Annotated in this window: 20 protein-coding genes, 1 tRNA gene and 3 pseudogenes; 11 read left to right on the plus strand and 13 right to left on the minus strand. The window is 69.5% G+C overall.

The window, feature by feature from the left end; translation table 11 throughout:
* Nucleotides 1-132: 132 nt before the first annotated feature.
* The 4 genes from galT to DY218_RS00345 all read left to right on the plus strand — a co-directional run bounded on the left by galT (nucleotide 133) and on the right by DY218_RS00345 (nucleotide 4,688).
* A complete protein-coding gene (galT, locus tag DY218_RS00330) occupies nucleotides 133-1,191 on the plus strand; it encodes a galactose-1-phosphate uridylyltransferase (protein WP_128553871.1) in 1,059 nt (352 codons plus the stop codon).
* Complete coding sequence (gene galE / locus DY218_RS00335) at nucleotides 1,188-2,195, plus strand: UDP-glucose 4-epimerase GalE (protein WP_128553872.1); 1,008 nt, start codon at nucleotides 1,188-1,190, stop codon at nucleotides 2,193-2,195. Before galT ends, galE begins: the two co-directional genes overlap by 4 nt.
* Entirely contained in the window at nucleotides 2,192-3,409 is a 1,218-nt protein-coding gene (gene galK, locus DY218_RS00340; RefSeq protein WP_128553873.1) for a galactokinase, read from the plus strand. Before galE ends, galK begins: the two co-directional genes overlap by 4 nt.
* A 505-nt stretch (nucleotides 3,410-3,914) precedes the next feature.
* Nucleotides 3,915-4,688, plus strand: a complete 774-nt coding sequence (locus tag DY218_RS00345) for a response regulator transcription factor (RefSeq protein ID WP_128553874.1) — start codon at nucleotides 3,915-3,917, stop codon at nucleotides 4,686-4,688.
* Here the strand turns inward: DY218_RS00345 and DY218_RS00350 are convergent.
* Nucleotides 4,647-5,144 carry a MarR family winged helix-turn-helix transcriptional regulator gene (locus DY218_RS00350; protein WP_128553875.1) on the minus strand — a complete coding sequence of 166 codons (498 nt, stop codon included), beginning with the start codon at nucleotides 5,142-5,144 and terminating at the stop codon, nucleotides 4,647-4,649. The genes DY218_RS00345 and DY218_RS00350 overlap by 42 nt on opposite strands.
* A gap of 176 nt (nucleotides 5,145-5,320) precedes the next feature.
* On the opposite strand from DY218_RS00350, the gene DY218_RS00355 reads away from it, so the two are divergent.
* The 3 genes and pseudogenes from DY218_RS00355 to DY218_RS00370 all read left to right on the plus strand — a co-directional run.
* Nucleotides 5,321-6,139, plus strand: a complete 819-nt coding sequence (locus tag DY218_RS00355; protein WP_128553876.1) for a trans-aconitate 2-methyltransferase — start codon at nucleotides 5,321-5,323, stop codon at nucleotides 6,137-6,139.
* 17 nt (nucleotides 6,140-6,156) lie between these two features.
* Nucleotides 6,157-6,294: pseudogene (locus DY218_RS00360) on the plus strand (glyoxalase); the annotation flags it as partial.
* A gap of 137 nt (nucleotides 6,295-6,431) precedes the next feature.
* Nucleotides 6,432-6,689, plus strand: a pseudogene (locus tag DY218_RS00370) (VOC family protein); the annotation flags it as partial.
* A 9-nt stretch (nucleotides 6,690-6,698) separates the two neighbouring features.
* Here the strand turns inward: DY218_RS00370 and DY218_RS00375 are convergent.
* From DY218_RS00375 to DY218_RS00385, 3 genes are all read right to left on the minus strand, one after another.
* Nucleotides 6,699-7,301, minus strand: a complete 603-nt coding sequence (locus DY218_RS00375) for a Uma2 family endonuclease (RefSeq protein ID WP_128553893.1) — start codon at nucleotides 7,299-7,301, stop codon at nucleotides 6,699-6,701.
* A gap of 94 nt (nucleotides 7,302-7,395) precedes the next feature.
* Nucleotides 7,396-8,100: a TetR/AcrR family transcriptional regulator gene (locus DY218_RS00380; protein WP_128553877.1), complete on the minus strand. Its 705-nt coding sequence runs from the start codon at nucleotides 8,098-8,100 to the stop codon at nucleotides 7,396-7,398.
* A complete protein-coding gene (locus DY218_RS00385) occupies nucleotides 8,097-9,092 on the minus strand; it encodes an acyl-CoA desaturase (RefSeq protein WP_128553878.1) in 996 nt (331 codons plus the stop codon). Before DY218_RS00385 ends, DY218_RS00380 begins: the two co-directional genes overlap by 4 nt.
* Nucleotides 9,093-9,426: 334 nt before the next feature.
* On the opposite strand from DY218_RS00385, the gene ppc reads away from it, so the two are divergent.
* The gene (ppc, locus tag DY218_RS00390) at nucleotides 9,427-12,159 is read left to right on the plus strand and encodes a phosphoenolpyruvate carboxylase (RefSeq protein WP_128553879.1); all 2,733 of its coding nucleotides are present in this window, start codon (nucleotides 9,427-9,429) and stop codon (nucleotides 12,157-12,159) included.
* Nucleotides 12,160-12,245: 86 nt separating this feature from the next.
* Here the strand turns inward: ppc and DY218_RS00395 are convergent, their stop codons facing one another.
* The 7 genes from DY218_RS00395 to DY218_RS00425 form a co-directional block, all read right to left on the minus strand.
* Nucleotides 12,246-12,659: a hypothetical protein gene (locus tag DY218_RS00395; RefSeq protein ID WP_407703528.1), complete on the minus strand. Its 414-nt coding sequence runs from the start codon at nucleotides 12,657-12,659 to the stop codon at nucleotides 12,246-12,248.
* A 263-nt stretch (nucleotides 12,660-12,922) separates the two neighbouring features.
* On the minus strand, nucleotides 12,923-13,522 hold the full coding sequence (pth, locus tag DY218_RS00400) for an aminoacyl-tRNA hydrolase (protein WP_128553880.1): 600 nt from the start codon (nucleotides 13,520-13,522) through the stop codon (nucleotides 12,923-12,925).
* A 123-nt stretch (nucleotides 13,523-13,645) separates the two neighbouring features.
* Nucleotides 13,646-14,242: a 50S ribosomal protein L25/general stress protein Ctc gene (locus tag DY218_RS00405; protein WP_128553881.1), complete on the minus strand. Its 597-nt coding sequence runs from the start codon at nucleotides 14,240-14,242 to the stop codon at nucleotides 13,646-13,648.
* A gap of 197 nt (nucleotides 14,243-14,439) precedes the next feature.
* Nucleotides 14,440-15,414, minus strand: a complete 975-nt coding sequence (locus DY218_RS00410; RefSeq protein WP_128553882.1) for a ribose-phosphate diphosphokinase — start codon at nucleotides 15,412-15,414, stop codon at nucleotides 14,440-14,442.
* A gap of 106 nt (nucleotides 15,415-15,520) precedes the next feature.
* Nucleotides 15,521-16,966 carry a bifunctional UDP-N-acetylglucosamine diphosphorylase/glucosamine-1-phosphate N-acetyltransferase GlmU gene (gene glmU / locus DY218_RS00415; RefSeq protein WP_128553883.1) on the minus strand — a complete coding sequence of 482 codons (1,446 nt, stop codon included), beginning with the start codon at nucleotides 16,964-16,966 and terminating at the stop codon, nucleotides 15,521-15,523.
* A 123-nt stretch (nucleotides 16,967-17,089) separates the two neighbouring features.
* Nucleotides 17,090-17,160: transfer RNA gene (locus DY218_RS00420), tRNA-Gln, on the minus strand.
* Nucleotides 17,161-17,166: 6 nt separating this feature from the next.
* Nucleotides 17,167-18,039, minus strand: a complete 873-nt coding sequence (locus DY218_RS00425) for a hypothetical protein (protein WP_128553884.1) — start codon at nucleotides 18,037-18,039, stop codon at nucleotides 17,167-17,169.
* A gap of 165 nt (nucleotides 18,040-18,204) precedes the next feature.
* On the opposite strand from DY218_RS00425, the gene DY218_RS00430 reads away from it, so the two are divergent.
* A complete protein-coding gene (locus DY218_RS00430) occupies nucleotides 18,205-19,611 on the plus strand; it encodes a sensor histidine kinase (protein WP_128553885.1) in 1,407 nt (468 codons plus the stop codon).
* Between the two features lie 57 nt (nucleotides 19,612-19,668).
* Here DY218_RS00430 and DY218_RS00435 read toward each other — a convergent pair whose 3' ends face one another.
* Both DY218_RS00435 and DY218_RS00440 read right to left on the minus strand, forming a co-directional pair.
* Nucleotides 19,669-20,178, minus strand: a complete 510-nt coding sequence (locus tag DY218_RS00435; RefSeq protein ID WP_128553886.1) for an SUKH-3 domain-containing protein — start codon at nucleotides 20,176-20,178, stop codon at nucleotides 19,669-19,671.
* Nucleotides 20,175-20,696, minus strand: a complete 522-nt coding sequence (locus DY218_RS00440) for a YwqJ-related putative deaminase (protein ID WP_128553887.1) — start codon at nucleotides 20,694-20,696, stop codon at nucleotides 20,175-20,177. The genes DY218_RS00435 and DY218_RS00440 overlap by 4 nt, the downstream gene beginning before the upstream one ends.
* Nucleotides 20,697-21,027: 331 nt before the next feature.
* Between DY218_RS00440 and DY218_RS00445 the strand changes: the two genes are divergently transcribed.
* Complete coding sequence (locus tag DY218_RS00445) at nucleotides 21,028-22,005, plus strand: SMI1/KNR4 family protein (protein ID WP_128553888.1); 978 nt, start codon at nucleotides 21,028-21,030, stop codon at nucleotides 22,003-22,005.
* A 5-nt stretch (nucleotides 22,006-22,010) separates the two neighbouring features.
* Nucleotides 22,011-23,215, plus strand: a pseudogene (locus DY218_RS34710) (SUKH-4 family immunity protein); the annotation flags it as partial.

Here is a 23,215-nt window from a genome sequence, read left to right on the forward strand (position 1 = left end):
GGGCGCCGCCCAGGGGGAGTTGGTGCAGTGTTGGGGTTTCGGGTGGGTCGGGATGCGTTCTGCGTCTTGACGGTGGTGTTTGCTTATGATTTGTTGTGTTGAGTTCTGTGTGATGGACGTGGGGAGTCCCAAGTGAAGAAGACCTCGACCCGGCTCGCCGACGGTCGTGAGCTCATCTACTACGACCTGCGCGACGACGCCGTACGCGACGCCGTCGACCGTCGGCCCCTCGATCCCATCGCCACGAACTCCGAGACCCGCACCGACCGCCTGCTCGGCGACTTCGTCGCCATCGCCTCGCACCGGCAGGGCCGCACCTACCACCCGCCGGCCGACGAGTGCCCGCTCTGCCCCACCCGGGGCGAGGCCCTCAGCGAGATCCCCGACTCCTCCTACGACGTCGCGGTCTTCGAGAACCGCTTCCCCTCCCTCGCCGGGGACTCGGGCCGCTGCGAGGTCGTCTGCTTCACCCCCGACCACGACGCGTCCTTCGCCTCCCTCACCGAGGCACAGGCCGGACTCGTCCTGGACGCCTGGACCGACCGCACCGCCGAGCTCTCCCACCTCGACTCGGTGGCGCAGGTCTTCTGCTTCGAGAACCGCGGCGCCGAGATCGGCGTCACCCTCGGCCACCCGCACGGCCAGATCTACGGTTACCCGGAGGTCACCCCGCGCACCGCCCTGATGCTCCGCTCGCTCGCCGCCCACCGCGAGCGCACCGGCGGCAACCTCTTCGACGAGGTGCTCGCCGACGAGCAGAGAGACGGGAGCCGGGTCGTCCTGGAGGGCGAGCACTGGGTGGCCTTCGTGCCGTACGCCGCGCACTACCCGTACGAGGTGCACCTCCACCCCACGCGCCGCGTGCCCGATCTGCTAGCCCTGGACGCGGCCGCGCGTACGGAGTTCCCACAGATGTATCTGGAACTCCTGCGGCGCTTCGACCGGATCTTCGGCGAGGGGCGGCCCCCGACGCCGTACATCTCGGCCTGGCACCAGGCGCCGTTCCGCGGGCTCGGTGACTTCGGTGTGCAGCGCGACGAGTTCGCCCTGCACCTCGAGCTTTTCACCATCCGACGCACTTCCGGCAAGCTGAAGTTCCTCGCGGGTTCCGAGTCCGGCATGAACGTGTTCATCAACGACGTGCCGCCGGAGACCGCGGCCGAGCGACTGCGAGAGGTAGCGAGCAAGTGACCACTTCCCCCAAGAAGTACCTGGTGACCGGCGGTGCCGGGTACGTCGGCAGCGTCGTCGCCACGCATCTGCTCGAGGCCGGCCACGAGGTCACCGTGCTCGACAACCTCGCCACCGGCTTCCGCGCCGCCGTCCCCGCGGGCGCCGCCTTCATCGAGGGCGACATCAAGGACGCCGCCAAGTGGCTCGACCCTTCCTACGACGGCGTCCTGCACTTCGCCGCCTTCTCCCAGGTCGGCGAGTCCGTCGCCAAGCCCGAGAAGTACTGGGACAACAACGTCGCCGGCACCCTCGCCCTGCTCGCCGCCATGCGCTCCGCGGGCGTGCGCAAGCTCGTCTTCTCCTCCACCGCCGCCACCTACGGCGAACCGGCCGGCAGCACCCTCACCGAGTCCGACCCGACGGCGCCCACCAGCCCGTACGGCGCATCGAAGCTCGCCGTCGACCACATGATCACCGGCGAGTGCGGGGCGCACGGCCTCGCCGCGGTCTCGCTGCGGTACTTCAACGTCGCCGGCGCCTACGCCTCCCGCGCCGGCGTGCTCACCGGCGAGCGCCACGACCCCGAGTCGCACCTCATCCCGCTGGTCCTCCAGGTCGCCCAGGGCCGCCGCGAGGCGATCTCCGTCTACGGCGACGACTACCCGACCCCGGACGGCACCTGCGTACGCGACTACATCCACGTCGCCGACCTCGCCGAGGCCCACCTGCTCGCCCTGGACGCCCCGGCCTCCGGCGAGCACCTGATCTGCAACCTGGGCAACGGCAACGGTTTCTCGGTGCGCCAAGTCATCGAGACCGTACGGGAAGTGACGGGCCATCCGGTACCGGAGGCCGTCGCACCGCGCCGCGCCGGCGACCCCGCCGTGCTCGTCGCCTCCGCGGACCGGGCCCGGGAGCGGCTCGGCTGGAGTCCGTCCCGTGCGGACCTCGCGGGCATCGTCGCCGACGCCTGGGCCTTCGCGAACGCCGGGCAGGCCGGGACGGAAGGGGAGAGCGCATGACCGCCGACCGCCGCGACACCATCGCCGACACCTTCGTCGCGGACGATCCGGCCGCCGTGGCCGAGGGCTTCCGCACGGTGTACGGGACCGAACCGGCCGGCGTCTGGGCCGCGCCGGGCCGGGTCAACCTGATCGGCGAGCACACCGACTACAACGACGGCTTCGTGATGCCCTTCGCACTGCCGCACGCCACCCTCGCCGCGGTCGCGCCGCGCGGGGACGGGCTGCTGAGGCTGCACTCCGCCTCCGGTGAAGTCCCCGGCGACATCGTGGAGTTGCGGGTGGACGAGGTGGCTCCCGGCCGCCGCGACGGCTGGGCCGACTACCCGGCCGGAGTGGTCTGGGCGCTGCGCGACGCGGGCCACACGGTCGGCGGCGCGGACCTGCACTTCGTGTCCGACGTCCCGCACGGCGCGGGCCTGTCCTCCTCGGCCGCCCTCGAGGTCGTCACCGCGCTCGCCCTGCACGATCTGTACGAACTCGGCCTGGAAGGCTGGGAGTTGGCCCGGCTGTGCCAGCGCGCGGAGAACGTCTACGTCGGCGCCCCCACCGGCATCATGGACCAGACCGCCTCGGCCTGCTGCACCGCCGGACACGCGCTCTTCCTCGACACCCGCGACCTCGCCCGCCGCCAGGTGCCGTTCGACCTGGCGGCGCACGGGATGCAGCTCCTCGTCGTCGACACCCGCGTCCAGCATGCGCACAGCGACGGCGAGTACGGCAAGCGGCGGGCCGGCTGCGAGGCGGGCGCCGCGGCGCTCGGCGTACGGGCGCTGCGCGATGTGCCGCACGAGGGCCTGGATGCGGCGCTCGACCGCATCGAGGACGCGGAGGTGCGGCCCCTCGTCCGGCACATCGTCACCGAGAACCACCGGGTGGAGCGGGTCATCGAGCTGCTCTCGGCGGGCGAGGTACGGGCGATCGGGCCGGTGCTCGTCGAGGGCCACGCCTCGCTGCGCGACGACTTCCGCATCTCCTGCGCGGAGCTCGACCTCGTGGTCGAGTCCTCCCTCGCGGCGGGTGCGCTGGGAGCGCGTATGACGGGTGGGGGTTTCGGGGGATCGGCGATCGTCCTCGTCGACGCGGACACCGCTGACGCGGTGACGAAGGCGGTACGGGAGTCCTTCGCAGGGGCGGGATTCACGGCGCCCCGCGTCTTCCCAGCGACCCCGGCCGCGGGGGCGCGGCGCCGCTCCAGCCCGTCCGGCGTTTGAGGACGAGGCCGCCAGGCCGATGCGTTTCAGCCCGTCGGGCACTCTCTCAGCCCGTCTGGGGGTCCCCCCGGACGAAGTCTGGGGGAGTTTGAGGACATCTTTTGACCGGCGGTCAAGCACGTGGCTTCCAGGGCGCTGCCCCGGACCCCTCCCCCAAGCTCTCGGCTCCGCTCGAGCAGGGGGGACCCCCATCTCAAGCGCCGGAGGGGCTGGATCTGTCGGAGGGGCTGGATCTGCCGGCAGGACTGGATCGATCATCGTTTGGTGAAACAGTTCTGCAATTCGACTTCCCCGGCCCGCCCCCGGGCCTACGCTGAGGAACAAGCATCGGTGGGGGCCGATGCTGTTCAGGGGGCGAGCCCACGCCGGGTACGACGCCCGGAGCAAAGCACAGCGCAGCACCGCGCAGCGCCACGGCGGCGGCCGTGACCGCAAGGCGCACCCGCTCCGGGCGTCGTACCCGCTCAGTTCCGTCCCCCGGAATCACGAAGCCTGGGGGTTTCACGTGGTCCGGATCCGGGTCCTGGTCGTCGACGACCACCGCATCTTCGCCGAATCGCTCGCCGCTGCACTCGCCGCCGAGCCCGATGTCGACGTCGCCGCCGCGGGCAGCGGCCCCGCGGCCCTGCGCTGCCTCGAGCGCGCCGCGTCCGACGGCCGCCGCTTCGACGTGCTGCTCGTCGACGCCGATCTGGGCGCCACATCCGTGCCCGGCGCCCGCGCCCCCGTACGCGACGTACGGGACGGCGGCCAGGACGACCTGGTGGACGGCATTTCCCTGGTCACCGCGGTCCGCTCGAGCCAGCCCGCCGTACGCACCGTGGTCCTCGCCGAGAAGGACGACCCGCGCCGCGCCGCCCTCGCCCTCGGCGCAGGCGCCTCCGGCTGGGTCGCAAAGGACTGCTCGCTGTCCCGGCTGCTCACGGTGATCAGGGGAGTTCTGCGGGACGAGACGCATCTGCCGCCCGCCCTGCTCACCGGCGTACTGCGGGAGCTGACCGCGGCCCGCAAGCACCGCACGGAGAGCGAGCGCCTCGTCGAGTCGCTGACCCCGCGCGAGCGGGAGGTGCTGCGGTGCATGGTCGCGGGCCTGGGGCGCAAGGCGGTCGCCGAGCGCCTCTTCCTGTCCCCGCACACCGTTCGTACGCATATGCAGAACGTGCTGGGGAAGCTCGGCGTCCACTCCACCCTGGCGGCCGTCGCGCTCGCCCGGCGGGCCGGCGTGGGACCGGCCGACCTAGCCGGGGACGTTGTCGAACGGGGCGGTCAACTGGCGTAGCAGCCCGGCCAGTTCGGCCCGCTGGGCGCGGGAGAGCTCGGCGAGGATGGCGCGCTCCTGCGCGAGCAGCGCGGCCAGTGCCTCGTCCGCACGGTCCCGCCCCTCGGCGGTGAGCCGGACCAGTACGCCGCGCCGGTCGCTGGGGTCCGGAAGCCGCTCCACCAGGCCTTTCTTGGCCAGTCGGTCGATGCGGTTGGTCATCGTGCCGGAGGTGACCAGGGTCTGGGTGAGGAGCTGTCCGGGGGAGAGCTGATAGGGAGCACCGGCCCGCCGCAGCGAGGTGAGTACATCGAACTCCCATGGCTCGAGATGGTGCTCGGCGAACGCGAGCCGCCGAGCCCGGTCGAGGTGGCGTGCGAGCCTGCTGACGCGGCTCAGCACCTCGAGCGGTTCCACGTCGAGGTCAGGGCGCTCCCGACGCCATGCTGCGACCAGCCGATCGACCTCGTCCTCCATGGCGATCAGTGTAAGGGGTCCCTCGATGTGAAGTCTCTTGACGTCGAGAGATATTTGGGGTTCGGTGTGGGCATCGTGATGTGCATCGTCGCGACGGAAGCCGATCACCGACCGGACGGCAGCCGGTCGGCAACCGATCGAGGCTTCCCCGCTCGCACCAAGCAGGGAGCTTGTACATGCATGCCGCACCTACCTGGGACCCGCAGCAGTACCTGCGCCACTCCGGGCACCGTACCCGCCCCTTTCACGATCTGCTCGCCCGCATACCCGACCTCCCGTCCGGCGCACCCGCCCGCATCGCCGACCTCGGCTGCGGCCCCGGCAATGTCACCGCCCTGCTCGCCGAGCGCTGGCCGAACGCCCACATCACCGGATTCGACAACTCTCCCGAGATGCTCGACCGCGCCGCGTCCTACGCCGGCACCACCGCGGGCGGCGGACTCCTCGAATTCCGCGAGGCCGACGCCGCGCACTGGGTCCCCGACGGCACCTACGACCTGATCGTCTCCAACGCCGCCCTGCAGTGGGTGCCCAACCACCCCGAATCCTTCCCCGCCTGGATCGCCGGCCTGCGCCCCGGCGGCACCCTCGCCTTCCAGGTCCCCGGCAACTTCACCGCCCCCAGCCACGCCCTGCTCGGTGAACTCTGCGACACCCCGCAGTGGCGCGACCGCCTCGGCACCCACGGCCGGAGATTCGTCCACATACTCAGCCCCGCCGACTATCTGACCCGGCTCACCGACCTCGGCTGCGCCACGGACGCCTGGGAGACCACCTACTCCCAGCTGCTGCCGGGCGAGGACCCGGTGCTCGACTGGGTCAAGGGGACCGCACTGCGCCCCGTCCTCACCGAGCTCGCCGACGATCCGGAAGCCTCCGCCGAGTTCGTCGCCGAGTACCGCGACCTGCTCCGCAAGGCCTATCCGCCGGGCCCGCACGGCACGGTCTTCCCGTTCCGCCGCATCTTCGCCGTCGCCCGCAAGCCCCTGACCTGACCCGGGAGGCCCACCCGATGCTGACCGCCGTCGACCACGTCCAACTCGCCGCCCCACCGGGCTCCGAGGCCCTGCTGCGTACGTACTACGCAGACACCCTCGGCATGACAGAGACCGCCAAACCGGCCCCTCTGTCGGCCCGCGGCGGCTGCTGGTGAGGGGTCGGCTCCCCGGTCCACGAGGGCTTGCGCTGCCTGGCACGCACTCTCGCTGCACCGCCCGAAAGCCCAAGTAGCTCCGCTACGAGAACTTCCGGGCGGCACACCGAGAGCACGCACCAGACAACGCAAGCTTTCCTCGTGGACCGGGGAGCCGACCCCTGGCCGGCGGCGTCCGCCTCCACCTCGGCATCGAGCAGGACTTCCGCCCGGCCCGCAAGGCCCACCCCGGCCTGCGCGTACGCGACATCGACGCCTACGCCGCCCGCCTGACGGCCCACGGCGCCGAGGTCACCTGGGACGACACCCTGCCGAACCACCGCCGCTTCTACTCGACGGACCCGGTCGGCAACCGGCTGGAATTCCTGGAGCCGGTTGCCGGGCAGGTTTGAGCGCGCCGATCAGAGGCGGTCGAGTGCGTCCTGCGAGATGTCGATGTCGATGGGGTAGGGGACGTTCGTCTTGAGCTGGTCGCGGTGAATTCCCGAGATCACGTACGACCTGGTGACCGGGTCGAGTTCATAGACCCGGACCACCGGATGGTCGTCGGCACCCGCCACGTCGACCAGCCAGAAGTACGGGATTCCGGCGGCCGCGTATTTGCCGGGCTTCGCATCGCGGTCGCGGGCCGCGGAGTCCGGTGAGACGACCTCCACGGCGAGCACCACATCGGCTGCCTGATACCGGGTCAGTGTCCGGCCGGTGACGGCCTCGGCGCGGACCACACTCACATCGGGTTCCGGTACGTTGCGCCGGTCGAGCACGACCGCCATCTCACGTCGGACTTTCAGCTTCTCCGGTGCGGCACGGCGTAGCCCGTCGACCAGTAGATCCATCATGATCGTGTGGAAATCTCGCTGCGGACTCACGAAAACAAGGCTCCCGTCGATCAGCTCAGTGTGCGGCGGGAGATCGGGCAGCGTGAACAGGTCATCCACGGTGTAGCCGTTCGGCGGCGGCACAGGCCACCGCGTGCCTCGATCGGAGATCGGCTCGGCGGTCATGGTTCCTCCCATGCGTGGGATTCTCGGCCTGCTGTTCCACGGTAGCCGGGCCGTTCCCGTCGCGTCATCACAAAGAGTGACGGGAACAGTGGCCTCAGCTCTTGCGATGCCCTATCAGGCGGGGCTTCGCCTCGAGGTTTCCCAGGCCGTGCCAGGCCAGATTGACCAGGTGGGCCGCGACCTCGGCCTTCTTGGGCTTACGGGTGTTCACCCACCACTGGCCGGTCAGGGCGACGCTGCCGACCAGCGCCTGGGCGTACAGCGGCGCCAGCTTCGGATCGAAACCGCGGGCCTTGAACTCCAGGCCGAGGATGTCCTCGACCTGCGTGGCGATGTCCGAGATCAGCGACGCGAAGGTGCCGGTCGACTGGGCGACGGGGGAGTCCCGGACCAGAATGCGGAAGCCGTCCGTGTACTCCTCGATGTAGTCGAGGAGCGCGAACGCGGCCTGCTCGCACAGCTCCCGCGGATGCCCCGCGGTCAGCGAACTCGTCACCATGTCGAGCAGCCGCTGCATCTCGCGGTCCACCACCACCGCGTACAGCCCCTCCTTGCCGCCGAAGTGCTCGTACACCACCGGCTTCGAGACGCCCGCCTTCGACGCGATCTCCTCGACGGACGTGGCCTCGAAGCCCTTCTCCGCGAAGAGGCCGCGCCCGATGTCGAGGAGCTGGCGACGGCGCTCCGCCCCGGTCATCCGGGTCCGGCGCGCCCGTCGCGGCGGCTTCTCGTCGCTCTTGCTGGAACTCGAACTGGAACTGGGGGTGGAACTCGGGTCCGTGGCCACGTCCCCCATCATGCCGGGTCTGCGGCCTCGGACTTGCGGCGGGACTCGATCCGCTTCTGCGACGGCCACCTGACGTCGTACGCCCAGCCCAGCTGCTCGCACCAGCGGATGAAACGGGCACTCGAATCCACCTGGCCGCGCATCACCCCGTGCCGTGCCGAGGTCGGGTCCGCGTGGTGCAGGTTGTGCCAGGACTCGCCGCAGGACAGCACCGCGAGCCACCACACATTGCCCGAGCGGTCACGGGACTTGAAGGGCCGCTTGCCCACCGCATGGCAGATCGAGTTGATCGACCAGGTCACATGGTGCAGCAGCGCCACCCGTACCAGGGAACCCCAGAAGAACGCGGTGAACGCACCCCACCAGGACATTGTCACCAGACCACCGACCAGCGGCGGGATCGCGAGCGAGAGCAGCGTCCAGTAGATGAAGTCCCGCGAGATGCGGCGGATCGCCGGATCCTTGATCAGATCGGGGGCGTATTTCTCCTGCGGAGTCTGCTCCTCGTCGAACATCCAGCCGATGTGGGCCCACCACAGGCCCTTCATCAGCGCCGGCACCGTCTCCCCGAACCGCCACGGCGAATGCGGGTCGCCCTCGGCGTCCGAGAACTTGTGGTGCTTGCGATGGTCCGCCACCCAGCGCACCAGCGGCCCCTCCACCGCGAGCGACCCGGCGATCGCCAGAGCGATCCGCAGCGGGCGCTTCGCCTTGAACGAGCCGTGCGTGAAGTAGCGGTGGAAGCCGACCGTGATGCCGTGGCAGCCGACGAAGTACATGACGACGAGCAGACCCAGATCGAGCCAGCTCACCCCCCAGCCCCAGGCCAGCGGCACGGCCACGAGCAGGGCGAGGAAGGGGACGGTGATGAACAGAAGCAGCGTGATCTGCTCCAGCGAACGCTTCTGCTCGCCGCCGCGGGTCGCGGAGGGGAGTGGCGCAGCAGACGTCTGCGGGGGATCGATCACATCGGAGCGGTTGCTCACATCGGAGCTCGGGGTCATGGGCGTCCCCTGTGGGGTGTTGAGGGATGACGACAGCAGTGCCTGGTCACGGCAACGGCCGGGTACGCCCTACGGGCGCGTAACCTACGGCGACGTAAGTATGGCAGTGCGGAAGCGGGAGGCAAGAGGTCGAGGCGGGCAGGCTGGAATCGAGACCTATCCTGGTGGGGTCGGACAGCGTGGTCCGCTCCGGGAATCCGGCTTTCACGATTCACGAATACCCACCCCGGACCGCCGGATCCCCTCCAGACGCGCCGTCCGGCTCCCGCGAAGCACCCTCGCGGCGGGCCACGCGGTGCGACGCACCTCCTCATGACTGCAAGGAGCCGCACCTGTGAGCAGTGCCGACCAGCAGAACACCACGACCAGCGCCGAGCTGCGGGCCGACATCCGCCGGCTCGGTGACCTGCTCGGCGAGACCCTCGTCCGCCAGGAAGGGGCCGAACTGCTCGAACTCGTCGAACAGGTCCGCGCCCTCACCCGCAGCGACGGCGAAGCCGCCGCCCGGCTCCTCGGCGACACCGAACTGGAGACCGCGGCCAAGCTGGTCCGCGCCTTCTCCACCTACTTCCACCTCGCCAACGTCACCGAGCAGGTGCACCGCGGCCGCGAGCTGCGCACCCGCCGCGACCTCGAGGGCGGCACCCTCGCCCGCACCGCCGACCGGCTCAAGGACGCCGACCCGGACCACCTGCGGCAGACCGTCGCCCACCTCAACGTGCGGCCCGTGTTCACCGCACACCCCACCGAGGCCGCCCGCCGCTCCGTACTCAACAAGCTCCGCCGCATCGCCGAGCTCCTCGAGACACCCGGATCCGACGCCGACCGCCGCCGCCTCGACCTCCGCCTCGCCGAGAACATCGACCTCGTCTGGCAGACCGACGAACTCCGCGTCGTCCGCCCCGAGCCGGCCGACGAGGCCCGCAACGCCATCTACTACCTCGACGAACTCCACGCCGGCGCCGTCGGCGACGTCCTCGAGGACCTGACTGCCGAGCTGGAGCGGGTCGGCGTGCAGATGCCCGCCGGCACCCGCCCCGTCACCTTCGGCACCTGGATCGGCGGCGACCGCGACGGCAACCCCAACGTCACCCCCGACGTCACCTGGGACGTCCTGATCCTGCAGCACGAGCACGGCATCACCGACGCCCTCGAGATGATCGACTCCCTGCGCGGACTGCTCTCCAACTCCATCCGCTACACCGGCGCCACCGAGGACCTCCTCACCTCGCTCGACGCCGACCTGGAGCGCCTGCCGGAGATCAGCCCCCGCTACAAGCGCCTCAACGCCGAGGAGCCGTACCGCCTCAAGGCCACCTGCGTACGCCAGAAGCTCGTCAACACCCGCGAACGCCTCGCCAAGGGCACCCCGCACGAGGCCGGCCGCGACTACCTCGGCACCACCGAGCTCCTCACGGACCTCACCCTCATCCAGACCTCCCTGCGCGAACACCGCGGCGGACTCTTCGCCGACGGCCGCATGGACCGCACCATCCGCACGCTCGCCGCCTTCGGCCTGCAGCTCGCCACCATGGACGTACGCGAACACGCCGACGCCCACCACCACGCACTCGGCCAGCTCTTCGACCGCCTCGGCGAGGAATCCTGGCGCTACGCCGACATGCCCCGCGACTACCGGCAGAAGCTCCTCGCCAAGGAGCTCCGCTCGCGGCGCCCCCTCGCCCCCTCACCGGCGCCGCTCGACGCCGCGGGCGAGAAGACGCTCGGGGTCTTCTCGACCGTCAAGCGGGCCCTCGAAGTCTTCGGACCCGAGGTCATCGAGTCGTACATCATCTCCATGTGCCAGGGCGCCGACGACGTCTTCGCCGCCGCCGTCCTCGCCCGCGAGGCCGGCCTCATCGACCTGCACGCAGGCTGGGCGAAGATCGGCATCGTGCCGCTCCTGGAGACCACCGACGAGCTCCGCGCCGCCGATGTCATCCTCGACGAGATGCTCGCCGACCCCTCCTACCGCCGCCTCGTCTCGCTGCGCGGCGACGTCCAGGAGGTCATGCTCGGCTACTCCGACTCCTCCAAGTTCGGCGGCATCACCACGAGCCAGTGGGAGATCCACCGCGCCCAGCGCCGCCTCCGCGACGTCGCCCACCGCTACGGCGTACGACTCCGCCTCTTCCACGGCCGCGGCGGCACCGTCGGCCGCGGCGGCGGCCCCTCCCACGACGCGATCCTCGCCCAGCCCTGGGGCACCCTCGAAGGCGAGATCAAGGTCACCGAACAGGGCGAGGTCATCTCCGACAAGTACCTCGTACCGTCCCTCGCCCGCGAGAACCTCGAACTGACCGTCGCCGCAACCCTGCAGGCCTCCGCCCTGCACACCGCGCCCCGCCAGTCCGACGAGGCACTCGCCCGCTGGGACGCCGCCATGGACGTCGTCTCCGACGCCGCACACGCCGCCTACCGGCGCTTCGTCGAAGACCCCGACCTGCCGACCTACTTCCTCGCCTCCACCCCCGTCGACCAGCTCGCCGACCTGCACCTCGGCTCACGGCCCTCCCGCCGCCCCGGCTCCGGCGTCTCCCTCGACGGCCTGCGCGCCATCCCCTGGGTCTTCGGCTGGACCCAGTCGCGGCAGATCGTGCCCGGCTGGTTCGGCGTCGGCTCCGGACTCAAGGCCCTGCGCGAAGCCGGACTCGACACCGTCCTCGACGAGATGAACGACCACTGGCACTTCTTCCAGAACTTCATCTCCAACGTCGAGATGACCCTCGCCAAGACCGACCTGCGCATCGCCCGCCACTACGTCGACACCCTCGTACCCGACGAGCTCAAGCACGTCTTCGACGCCATCGAGGAAGAGCACGCCCTCACCGTCGCCGAGGTACTGCGCATCACCGGCGGCAAGCAACTCCTCGACGGCAACCCCGTCCTCCAGCAGACGTTCTCCATCCGGGACGCCTACCTCGACCCGATCTCCTACCTCCAGGTCGCCCTGCTCAAGCGCCAGCGCGACACCGCCGCAGCCGGCCAGGAACCCGACCCGCTGCTCGCCCGCGCACTCCTCCTCACCGTCAACGGCGTCGCCGCAGGACTCCGCAACACCGGCTGACCACAAGCAAGTTCACCCGCACACGACTGCCCCCACCCGGCCCGTACGTACGGCGCAGTGGGGGCAGTCGTATGCGCGAAGCGGACTCAGAGCGCCACGAACGCCGCACCGAGCAACAGCGCCCCCGAAAGCCCCGTCACCCACGCCACCCGCGTCAACCGCAGCCAGCCACCCACCACCACACCCGCAAACACCAGCGCACCCCCCAGCGGCATCCACGCATGGAAGAAACCCGCCGCCCCCGTACGCACCACCTCGGAACTCCCCGGCTTCACCACCACCGGCAACCGCGCCCCCTTGCGCACATCGATCGACCGGTCGATCACCACCCGCGACCGCGCCTGAGAACCCGGCGAACGCGGCGCATACGAACCACTGCACCGGTCCTCACCGCACTCCGCCACCGTCAGCGTCCCGCGCTCCCGACCGTTCGACAGCATCACATGCTGCGCCGTACCCCACGACGCCCACACACCCGCCACCACGAGCAGCACCGCCACACACACCGTCGCAGCCACCCGCCCGGCCGTCAGCAACCCCTGCCGGCCGCCACCCGTACGACGTGAACGACCACGCCCGGCATGGCCGGATCTCGACGTCGAACGTTTGGCGGGAAGGGCAGGCATGGCCGCGATCCTTGGCCATGCCGCCACACCCGTCAACTCACCGGCACCGGCCCGTTCAGGTCCGTCCCGCTACATCAGGACATGTGCACCGCACACGCCCGCCGCACGCCCCTGCGCTGCGGGTTCACCCCCATACCTCAGGAGTTGTACGTACTCTGCGCACGCTCCAAGCCCTCCAGGACCAGCGCCTCCACCGCATCCGCCGCACGATCCACGAAATACCCGAGCTCCTTGCGCTCCGCACCCGAGAAATCCTTCAGCACGAAATCAGCCACCGGCATCCGCCCCGGCGGACGACCGATACCGAACCGCACCCGGTGATAACCCGGACCCATCGCCTTCGTCATCGACTTCAACCCGTTGTGCCCGTTGTCACCACCACCCAACTTCAGCCGCAACGCACCGTAATCAATGTCCAGTTCGTCATGGATCGCCACAACCTGCTCCACCGGCACCTTGTAGAAATCCCGCAGCGCCGACACCGGCCCACCCGACAGATTCATATACGAAGCCGGCTTCGCCACCACCACCCGACGACTCCCAGGACCGGGCGGACCGACCCGCGCCTCCACCACCTGCGCCTGCGCACGGCCCGCCCGCTTGAACGAACCCCCCGCACGCCCGGCCAGCAGATCCGCCACCATGAAGCCCACATTGTGCCGATTGCCCGCATAGCCAGGACCCGGATTACCGAGCCCCACGACCAGCCAGGGACCCGCTCCCTCAGTCATCTGCATGTCTCCATTCATACGCCGACCACCCACGCCGACCACCCACCCAAACGCCGACCGCCGTCCCACACCTCGCGGGCGGAACGGCGGTCGTACGAACAACTCCCGGACACAGCCGGGAAAACAGAATCAGGCCTCGGCGCCCTCGGCGCTCTCCTCGTCACCCTCGGCCGCCGGCTCCTCGGCCTGCGCAGCCAGGATCTGCAGCACAACCGCGTCCTCGTCCGTGACCAGCGTCGAACCGGACGGCAGCGCGATGTCCTTCGCCACCACCGAGTCACCGGCGTCCAGACCCGCGATCGAGACCGTCACGGCCTCGGGGATGTGCGTCGCCTCGGCCTCGATCGACAGCGTGTTCAGCACGTGCTCGAGCAGGTTCGCACCCGGGGCCAGCTCACCCTCGGCGTGCACCGGAACCTCGACCGTGACCTTCTCGCCACGCTTCACCGTGAGCAGGTCCACGTGCTCGAGGATGCCCTGACGCAGCGCGTCACGCTGCACAGCCTTCGGGATGACCAGCTGGCTCTTGCCCTCGATGTCCAGGTTGATCAGGACGTTCGACGTCTTCAGCGCCATCAGGGTGTCGTGGTGCGGAAGCGCCACGTGGATCGGGGCCTCACCATGGCCGTAGACCACGGCCGGCAGCTTGTCGGCGCGACGCAGACGGCGAGCCGCACCCTTGCCGAACTCCGTACGGGTCTCGGCGGAAATCTTTACCTCGGACATGTGCACTCCTCGCAAGCGGTGAACAACTGTGGCGGTCACCCGGCCACGACTGGCCTGCTACGAAGAGCGCGTCGATAACGGACCACCGACCCCGAACAGGTACGGCCTCCCTCGCCGAGCAACCCCAGGAGTCTACCCGGCCGGGAGGCCGCACCCAAAAGGATCTTCGACAGCCCGCGAGACGCGGACCCGCCGTCCTACTGCTCCTCGAACAGGCTCGTCACCGAACCGTCCTCGAAGACCTCACGCAACGCGCGGGCGATCGTCGGAGCGATCGACAGGACCGTGATCTTGTCCAGCTCCAACTCACCGGGCGTGGGCAAGGTGTCCGTGAACACGAACTCGCTCACCTTCGAGTTCTTCAGCCGATCCGCCGCCGGACCCGACAGCACACCGTGCGTCGCCGTCACGATGACATCCTCGGCACCGTGCGCGAACAGGGCATCCGCAGCGGCACAGATCGTCCCACCGGTGTCGATCATGTCGTCGACCAGGACACAGACCCGGCCCTCCACATTGCCCACGACCTCATGCACGGTGACCTGATTGGCCACATCCTTGTCGCGACGCTTGTGCACGATCGCCAGCGGAGCACCGAGCCGGTCACACCAGCGATCCGCGACCCGGACACGACCCGCGTCCGGAGAGACCACCGTCAGCTTGTCCCGATCCACCTTCGCGCCCACGTAGTCCGCCAGGATCGGCAGCGCGAACAGATGGTCCACCGGGCCGTCGAAGAAGCCGACGATCTGGTCCGTGTGCAGATCCACCGTGACGACCCGGTCCGCACCCGCCGTCTTCATCAGATCAGCCACCAGGCGAGCCGAGATCGGCTCACGACCACGGTGCTTCTTGTCCTGACGCGCATAACCGTAGAACGGCACGATCACCGTGATGCTGCGGGCCGAAGCACGCTTCAACGCATCGATCATGATCAACTGCTCCATGATCCACTTGTTGATCGGAGCCGTATGACTCTGAATCAGGAAACAGTCCGCGCCACGCGCCGACTCCTGATACCGCACATAGATCTCACCATTGGCGAAATCAAAAGCCTTGGTCGGGACGAGACCGACACCCAGCTGGTGCGCGACCTCCTCGGCAAGTTCGGGGTGGGCGCGTCCGGAGAAGAGCATCAACTTCTTCTCGCCGGTCGTCTTGATCCCGGTCACAGCACCTGTCTCCTCAGACTGTCTCTGGCCGCGCATCCAGTCGCCCGGACCAGCCGAAATACGTGCACCTATCACGGTACGCCGAGTTCGACGCACCTCTTTCCGGTCAGGATTCGTCCGCCGGCTTCCCCGCCGCCGACTCCGCCGCACGCGCCGCCGCACTCCCCGGCCGCTTACGAGCCACCCAACCCTCAATATTCCGCTGCTGACCACGGGCAACAGCCAACGAACCAGCCGGCACATCCTTCGTGATCACCGACCCCGCAGCCGTATAAGCACCGTCCCCGACCGTGACAGGAGCCACAAACATGTTGTCCGAACCAGTCCTGCAGTGCGACCCCACCGTCGTATGGTGCTTCGCCTGCCCGTCATAGTTCACAAACACACTGGCCGCACCGATATTCGTGTGATCACCGATCGTCGCATCCCCCACATACGACAGATGCGGCACCTTCGTACCCTCACCGATCGACGCGTTCTTCATCTCCACATACGTGCCCGCCTTCGCACCCACACCAAGCCGCGTACCCGGACGCAAATACGCAAACGGACCCACCGAAGCACCCGCACCCACCACAGCGTCCTGCGCCACCGTGTTGTCCACCCGGGCGTCCGCACCCACCGACGTATTCGTCAGACGCGAGTTGGGACCCACCACCGCTCCCGCCGCGAGGTGCGTGGAACCATGCAGCTGCGTACCGGGATGCACCACCGAATCCGGCTCGAACGTCACCGTCACATCCACCCACGTGCCGGCCGGATCCACCACCGTCACGCCGGACATCATCGCCTCGGCCAGCACCCGCTCGTTCAGAATCCGCCGCGCATCCGCCAACTGCACACGGTTGTTGATCCCCGAGATCTCCCGATGATCCACCGCCACCGAAGCACCCACCCGATGCCCCGCCCCACGCAGAATCCCGAGGACGTCGGTGAGGTACTCCTCACCCTGACTGTTGTCCGTACGGACCTTCTTCAACGACTCCGCCAGCAACCGGCCGTCGAAAGCGAACACCCCCGAATTGATCTCCCGGATCGCACGCTGCTCCTCCGTGGCGTCCTTGTGCTCAACGATCGCCGTCACCGCACCCGAGGCGTCCCGCACGATCCGGCCGTAACCCGTGGCATCCGGCATCTCCGCGGTCAACACCGTCACCGCATTCCCGTCCGCCGCATGCGTCGCCGCCAAGCCGGCGAGAGTCGCGCCCGTCAACAGCGGGGTGTCACCGCACACCACGATCACCGTGCCGTCGACCGAACCGCCCAGCTCCTCCAGACCCATACGCACGGCATGACCCGTACCGTTCTGCTCCTCCTGGACCGCGGTACGGGACGCCGGATCGGCCTCAGCGAGATGCGCGGTCACCTGGTCACGGCCGTGACCGACCACCACGACGAGCTCCCGCGGGTCCAGCTCCCGCGCGGCGGCGACGACATGGCCGACCAGCGAGCGGCCACAGATCTCATGCAGAACCTTCGGCGTCCGCGACTTCATACGGGTGCCCTCACCCGCTGCAAGCACGACAACGGCGGCCGGGGAATTGGCGCTCACGGGGGATGTCCTTCGAGTCTGATGCTTCGGGTGGTGGACATCCGCAGGATACCGGGGCGTAGTGGGGCGGAAACGAGGGCGGGTCCTGACCTTGCCGGTCAGGACCCGAACCTTGGAGTTGTGCTCCCGGGGGAGGACTCGAACCCCCATGATCAGATCCAAAATCTGACGTCTTGCCCTTAGACGACCCGGGATGGGCGCTATGTCCGATTTTGTCGATCGGCCTCGGCGACGCCCCATACTATGCCCCACCAGGAGCCCTCGATGCGACGGTACAAATCGGCGCCCTGTAGAACTCTGACGGCAAGGCAGCCGCGGTAGGTGGGCCCGACGTTCTTTCGCTGGGTCTTGGGGGAGTGCTTCTTGATCGTCGTCTTGTAGAACGCGGAGCGGTCCGCGCCGACCAGGTCGGCCCAGTAGTCCTCGGCGGCCGCTATGTCTGCTGATTCGTGGATCATCACCGTGTACCGGATGCGGTCGCGCTCGACGTCGAGCAGGTCGAGGAAGGCCAGGAAGAGCCGGATCATGTCCGGGTCGCTGTTGACGAAGATGACCCTCTCGCGGCGGTCGTACGGCTTGTCCTTGGAGCCCTCGGACCAGTAGAGGCCGACGCCGATCAGGAACAGTTCGCGCGGCGTCAGCGTGCCGATGGCTCGTGCGGCGTCCTGCTTTGTCTGTTGCCGCTCTTCCTCGCGGATGCGTAGCTTCGCTTCCCAGCCTCGCCTGGCGATGGCTGCGGACTCCTCGCGGCTGCGCCGGCGCTCCGGCTTCGGCAGATCCCGTACCCACAGCGAGATGGAGCTCTTCGAGACTCCCAGCTCCAGCTGTATCTGGTCGTACGTCATGCCCTGGAGGCGTAGTTCGCGGGCCTTGGTGCGGAGGTCGTCCTTGGCGTTGGGGCGTTTGGTCCACTCCGGTGGGGGTTCGCCCTTGACGAGGCGTTGGAGCAGGTCGTTGTTGTGGATGCCGAGGCGGTCGCGGATCTGTCGGAGGCTGAGTCCGGAGCGGCGTAGGGCGATGGCTTGGTCGCGGAGGGTGGCGTAGTGGGCTGTGATGCGTGTGATGTCCGGCATGTGCAGAGGGTCGTCCGGAATGCGGACGTCCGGGTCGAATGTGCGAGCGATTCAGCAGTTCGGGTTAATTGGTCGGGTTCGGCTGACGTTTTCTGCCGGTGTGTGCTGGGGCAGTCCGGGAAACTCGCCGGAAAAGGGGACGGTCCCGCCCGTAGGCTGGAGGCTATGACCACGACGGGGGAAGAGCACCGACCGGCGGCCGGGGGGCCGTGGTGGTGGCAGCGGAGACGGAGCGCGGTCCTTGATGTGGGACTCGCGGTCGCGTCGGCGATCGAGTGTGCGGCGGAGGGTGTTGCCTTCGCGGGGGATGCGGGGGTGCCGACGGCGGTCGGGGTGCTTTTCGGTCTGGTGGCCGGTAGTGCGCTGGTGGTTCGGCGGCGCTGGCCGATCGCGAGTGTGCTGGTGGCGATCGCTGTCACGCCGGCGAACATGGGGATGCTGCTGTCGGTGGTGGGTCTGTACAGCTTGGCGGCGTCCGAGGTGCCGCGGCGTATCACTGCGGTCCTTGCGGGGATGTCGGTGGTGGGGACGCTGATCGTGACGTTCGTGCGGACTCAGCAGGACGCGGTGCGTGGGGATTTGGAGGTCGGCGAGTGGTTTGTGTTCTTCATGGCGGTGGCGGCTTCGCTGGGGCTGACTGCGCCGCCGGTGCTGCTCGGTCTGTATGTGGGGGCGCGGCGGCGGTTGATGGAGAGTCTCCGGGAGCGGGCAGACAGTCTGGAGCGTGAGTTGATGTTGCTTGCGGACCGGGCGGAGGAGCGGGCGGAGTGGGCGCGGAGTGAGGAGCGCACGCGGATTGCCCGGGAGATGCACGATGTGGTGGCGCATCGGGTGAGTTTGATGGTGGTGCATGCTGCGGCGTTGCAGGCGGTGGCGCGTAAGGATCCGGAGAAGGCGGTGAAGAATGCCGCGTTGGTGGGGGATATGGGGCGGCAGGCGTTGACGGAGTTGCGGGAGATGTTGGGGGTGTTGCGGACGGAGCCGGTGCAGTCGTCGGTGGGGGTGTCGTCCGAGGAGGTGTCGGAGGAGTCGGAGGAGCCGTCGAAGGGGTCGTCGGAGGGTGTGGTGGGGTCGCGGGAGGTGGGTTCCGGGGAGGTGGCTGCGCCGTTGGCGGCGGTGGGTGCGGCTGCTGCGGCGGCGGCGTCGAGGGGGTGGCCTCAGGAGGGTTCGGAGGGGCCGTGGCTTGCTGAGGTGGATGTGTTGGTGGGGCAGTCGCGTGCGGCGGGGATGGTGGTGGAGTTGTCGGTGGACGGGGAGCCCGGGGTGTATCCGGCGGAGGTCGAGCAGACCGCGTACCGGGTGATTCAGGAGGGGCTGACGAATGTCCACAAGCATGCTGCGGGGTCGAAGGCGCAGGTGCGGTTGGCTCATCGGGGTGATGAGGTGGCGATGCAGGTGGAGAACGGGCCGGCGTCGGAGGGGGGTTCTTACGATGCGAGGTTGCCCAGTGGGGGGAATGGGCTGGTGGGGATGCGGGAGCGGGTGACGGCGCTGGGTGGGGTGTTTGTGGCGGGGCCGACGGATGCGGGTGGGTTTCGGGTGTCGGCGGTGATTCCGGCCTCCGGCCGGTGAGTGTCCCCTCCCCGCCCTTTCACCGTTTCCTCCTGTTCCTCCTGCCGGAGGGCCTCCTCAAGCGCTGGAGGGGCTTGGGAGTGGTGTCAGGCGGGTGGGCAGGGTTCCGGTGAGGAGGGTGGTCAGGGCGGTGTCCATGGTGGCGCCGGCGTACCAGTCGCCGGTGTGGTCGAGGGTGTAGACGCGGCCGGAGGCGTCGATGGCGAGGAGGGCTTGGCTGTCGGGTTCTTCGCCGAGTGGGCATACGTCGGTGGCGATGGCGCGGCCGAGGTCCTGGAGGGTGCGGGCCATGTGGAGTCCGGCGAGTGGGTCGAGGTGCAGTGTGGTGGGGGCGATCTGTCGGCCGGGTCCGGTGGGGGTGATGTGGAGTCCGCCGAATTCGGCCCATGCTTCGACGGCGGCGGGGAAGATGGTGTGCCGGTGTCCGGCGGGTGAGGTGTGGGTGCGCAGGGTGTCGGCCCAGTATTCCGCTTGTCGGATGTCCCAGCGGCCGGGTTGCCAGCCGGCGTTGCGCAGTGCGGTGTCGACGGGTGCGGGGAAGCGGGTGGTGGGGGCGCGGTCGGTCATCGGCGGGTGTTCTCCGTGGGGTCGACGATGTGTACCCCGAAGTGGTCGGTGAGGGCGGTGCAGGAGCGGCAGGGGTGGGCGAAGCTGCCGTGCAGGGGGTCGCCGTCCTCGCGGATGCGCCGGGTGGTGAGTTTGGCGTGTTTGAGTGCTTTGCGGCCTTCGCCGGGGGTGAGGGGTTTGCGTTGGGCGCGTTTGGAGCGGCCGGCGTCGACGGCGGTGAGGTGGCGGGAGAGCAGGAGTGCTTCGGGGCAGCGTCCGGTGAAGCGTTCGCGGCGGTTGCTGGGGAGGGTGTCGAGGAAGTCCTGGACGAGGGGGTGCAGGGTGGGGGCGGTGTCGCCGCGGGCGGCGGTGGAGGTGAGGGTTTCGCCTCGTACGGAGAGGGCGGCGGCGACGGTGGGCAGGATGCCGTCGCGGCGGTGGCCGAGTGCGGGTGCGGCCGGTTCGGTGGTGGCGCTCCAGTCGAGGCGTGGATCCCCGGGGGTGTGTGGCGGCGTGCCGTGCTGCGGTGCGGTGTGCATTGGTGTGACGTTCCTCCCCGTGCCCGCGGTGTTCGACCGCGTCCGGCACTCCCCCCGAGTGCGGTGCACTCCCCCAGGGGTGCGGGGACAGACTGCCAAATCCGGTGCCGGGTGGGGAAGCTGGGGCCGGTGGGCGGTGTGTCGTACGGGTGTGTCGTCACTGGGGAGTGATCGCTGGTCACGGAGTGCTCGGGGGAGGGGGCGATTGTGTGGGGGCGGGGTGTCTGGGGGACGCTTGGTGGCGGTCCGGTGGCCGGTGACCGGTGCAGCTGGAGCACATAGGCTGTGGACATCCACGATCCGTAAATCAGTGCCGCAGGGGGCAACCGCCATGACGACAGGTCGGCTCGGGCAAGCAGCCGCGCCGCCGAACGCGGCCTACGCCGGGCAGTCCGTGCAGTTCCCGGATCCGGTCCGGGCTGCTCGGCATCCCAGAGGTGTGCGCATCGACGAGCACGGCTACCCGGATTTGTCGGCGTACGCGCGTGCTGCTGCGGAGATCGCGGAGCCTCCGGAGGGCTTCGGGGTGGACGAGCTGCGGTTGACGGACTATGTGTCGGCGAATGCTGTGCTCGCGGCGTCGGACCACGATCTGTGGGACACGATTCCGGCGGTGGCGACGCCGCACGGCTGGACGTGGCATCACGTGCCCGGTGGTAGGCGGCTCGAGTTGGTGCCGGTCGAGGTCAAGGCGTTGCTGCGGCATCACGGTGGGCTTGCGACGGCGCGGGTGGACCATGGCAAGCGGGGTACGCGTCCGCTGCAGGAGACCCGGCCTGCGCATCTGGCTCTGCCCAAGGGCGGTGTCGCGGTGTCCGAGCAGCAGTTGCTCGGTGTGGAGGAGGATCTCGGCTACCGGCTGCCGGGTGCGTACCGCGCGTTCTTGAAGGCGGCGGGTGGCTGTGCGCCGGTGGGGGCCGCGCTCGATGCGGAGCTCGGGCTTCTGGTGGATCAGCCGTTCTTCACGGTCCGCGACCAGGCGGCGATGAACGATCTGGTGTACGCGAACAAATGCCTGCGCGACCATCTCACCAAGGACTATCTGGGTGTGGCGTTCGTGCAGGGCGGCATTCTCGCGGTGAAGGTCAAGGGTGACCGGATCGGTTCCGTGTGGTTCTGCGCGTATGACGATGCTCGTGATCAGGACGGTCTGTCGGTCGGTGAGCGTATGGAGCGGCTGTTGCTGCCCTGCGGTGGCGACTTCGACGAGTTCCTGACGCGTCTTGCGGGCAATCCGCCGGAGCTGGAGACCGTGGCGAACCTGATGGTGGACGGCGGCTTCGCGCATGTCGTCCCGTTGGAGGGGTGAGCGCGATGGTGACGTTCGCGCAGGCGCAGGAGCGCGCGGAAGAGTGGATCAACGGCGATGTGCCCGGTTACCAGCATCGTGAGGTGCGGGTGCGGGAGTTCGAGCTGGGCTTCGTGGTCTGGGCGGAGGACCGCGAGGGCGGTCCGGTCTCGGACGGCGGGCGGCAGCGTCTGGTGATCGCGCGGGACAGTGGCGAGGCTTCGCTGTGGCCGGGTCTGCCGGTGGGCGAGGTGATTCGGCGGTACGAGGAGGAGTACGGCGTACCGGATGCTGCTCCCGAGGAGCCGGCGCCGCAGCCGGAGCGTATCGATCTGAATCAGACGTCGTTCCTGCTGACTCCGCCGGAGTGGTTGCAGGAGGCGGCGGACAACATGGGGATTCCGGACCGGCGTTCGGGGTCCGCGGGCGATTCGGCCGGGGCGGGTGCTCCGGCGGCTGCGGGTGGGCCCGATCCGGCTCCGCAGCCGCTTGCTCCGACGGATCCGGGGCCGTCGCCCGCGCCTGCCGCGGCGTCCGGTGGTTCCGGTGGCGCGGGGTGGCCTGCCGCGGGGCAGTCCGGCGGGCAGGGCGGGTCGGACTCGTCGGGCGGCGGGACGCCGTGGGCGGGTACGGACACCAACGGCCGGTCGGACGACCGTTCGGTGCCGCCGCCGGCGACGGTGTTCGCGCCGCCGCTGTCGGGTGCCGACGACGACACTCCGCCGCCGGCTGTCGCGCCCGACGCGAAGACTGCGCTGATGTCGGGGGGCAGCCAGCTGCCGGCCACGGCGGTGGCTCCTTCTATCGATCCGACGCGACGTCCGCAGGGCGGGCCGGCGGCTCCTGGTGCGCCCGGGGCTCCGGGGGCGCCGGGCGGTGAGTCGGGTCCGGGTGCGCAGCAGAGCCCGGGTGCCGGTGACATCGCCGATGCGGCGACGAGCAAGGCGCAGGGCCCGCCGCCGGGTGCGCGCGGAGCCGGTTCGACGACTCCGCCGCCGCCCGGTGCTCCGGGTACGCCGGGTGCGGGCGCCGGTGGTACGCCTCCTGCGCCGAGTGGTCCGGGTGCGCCCGGGACGCCGGCCGGGGGTTATGTGCCGACGAGCCTGGTGCCGGAGGCAGGTCCTGGTGGCCCTGGTGGTCCGGGTGCTGGTGCGCCTGGTGCTCCGCAGCCTCCTGGTCCGCCTGGTGTTCCGGGTGGCAGTGATGGTGGCGGTGGTGTGCATCATGCGGC

The sequence above is a fragment of the Streptomyces triticagri genome (assembly GCF_003429565.1).
GTDB lineage: Bacteria > Actinomycetota > Actinomycetes > Streptomycetales > Streptomycetaceae > Streptomyces > Streptomyces triticagri.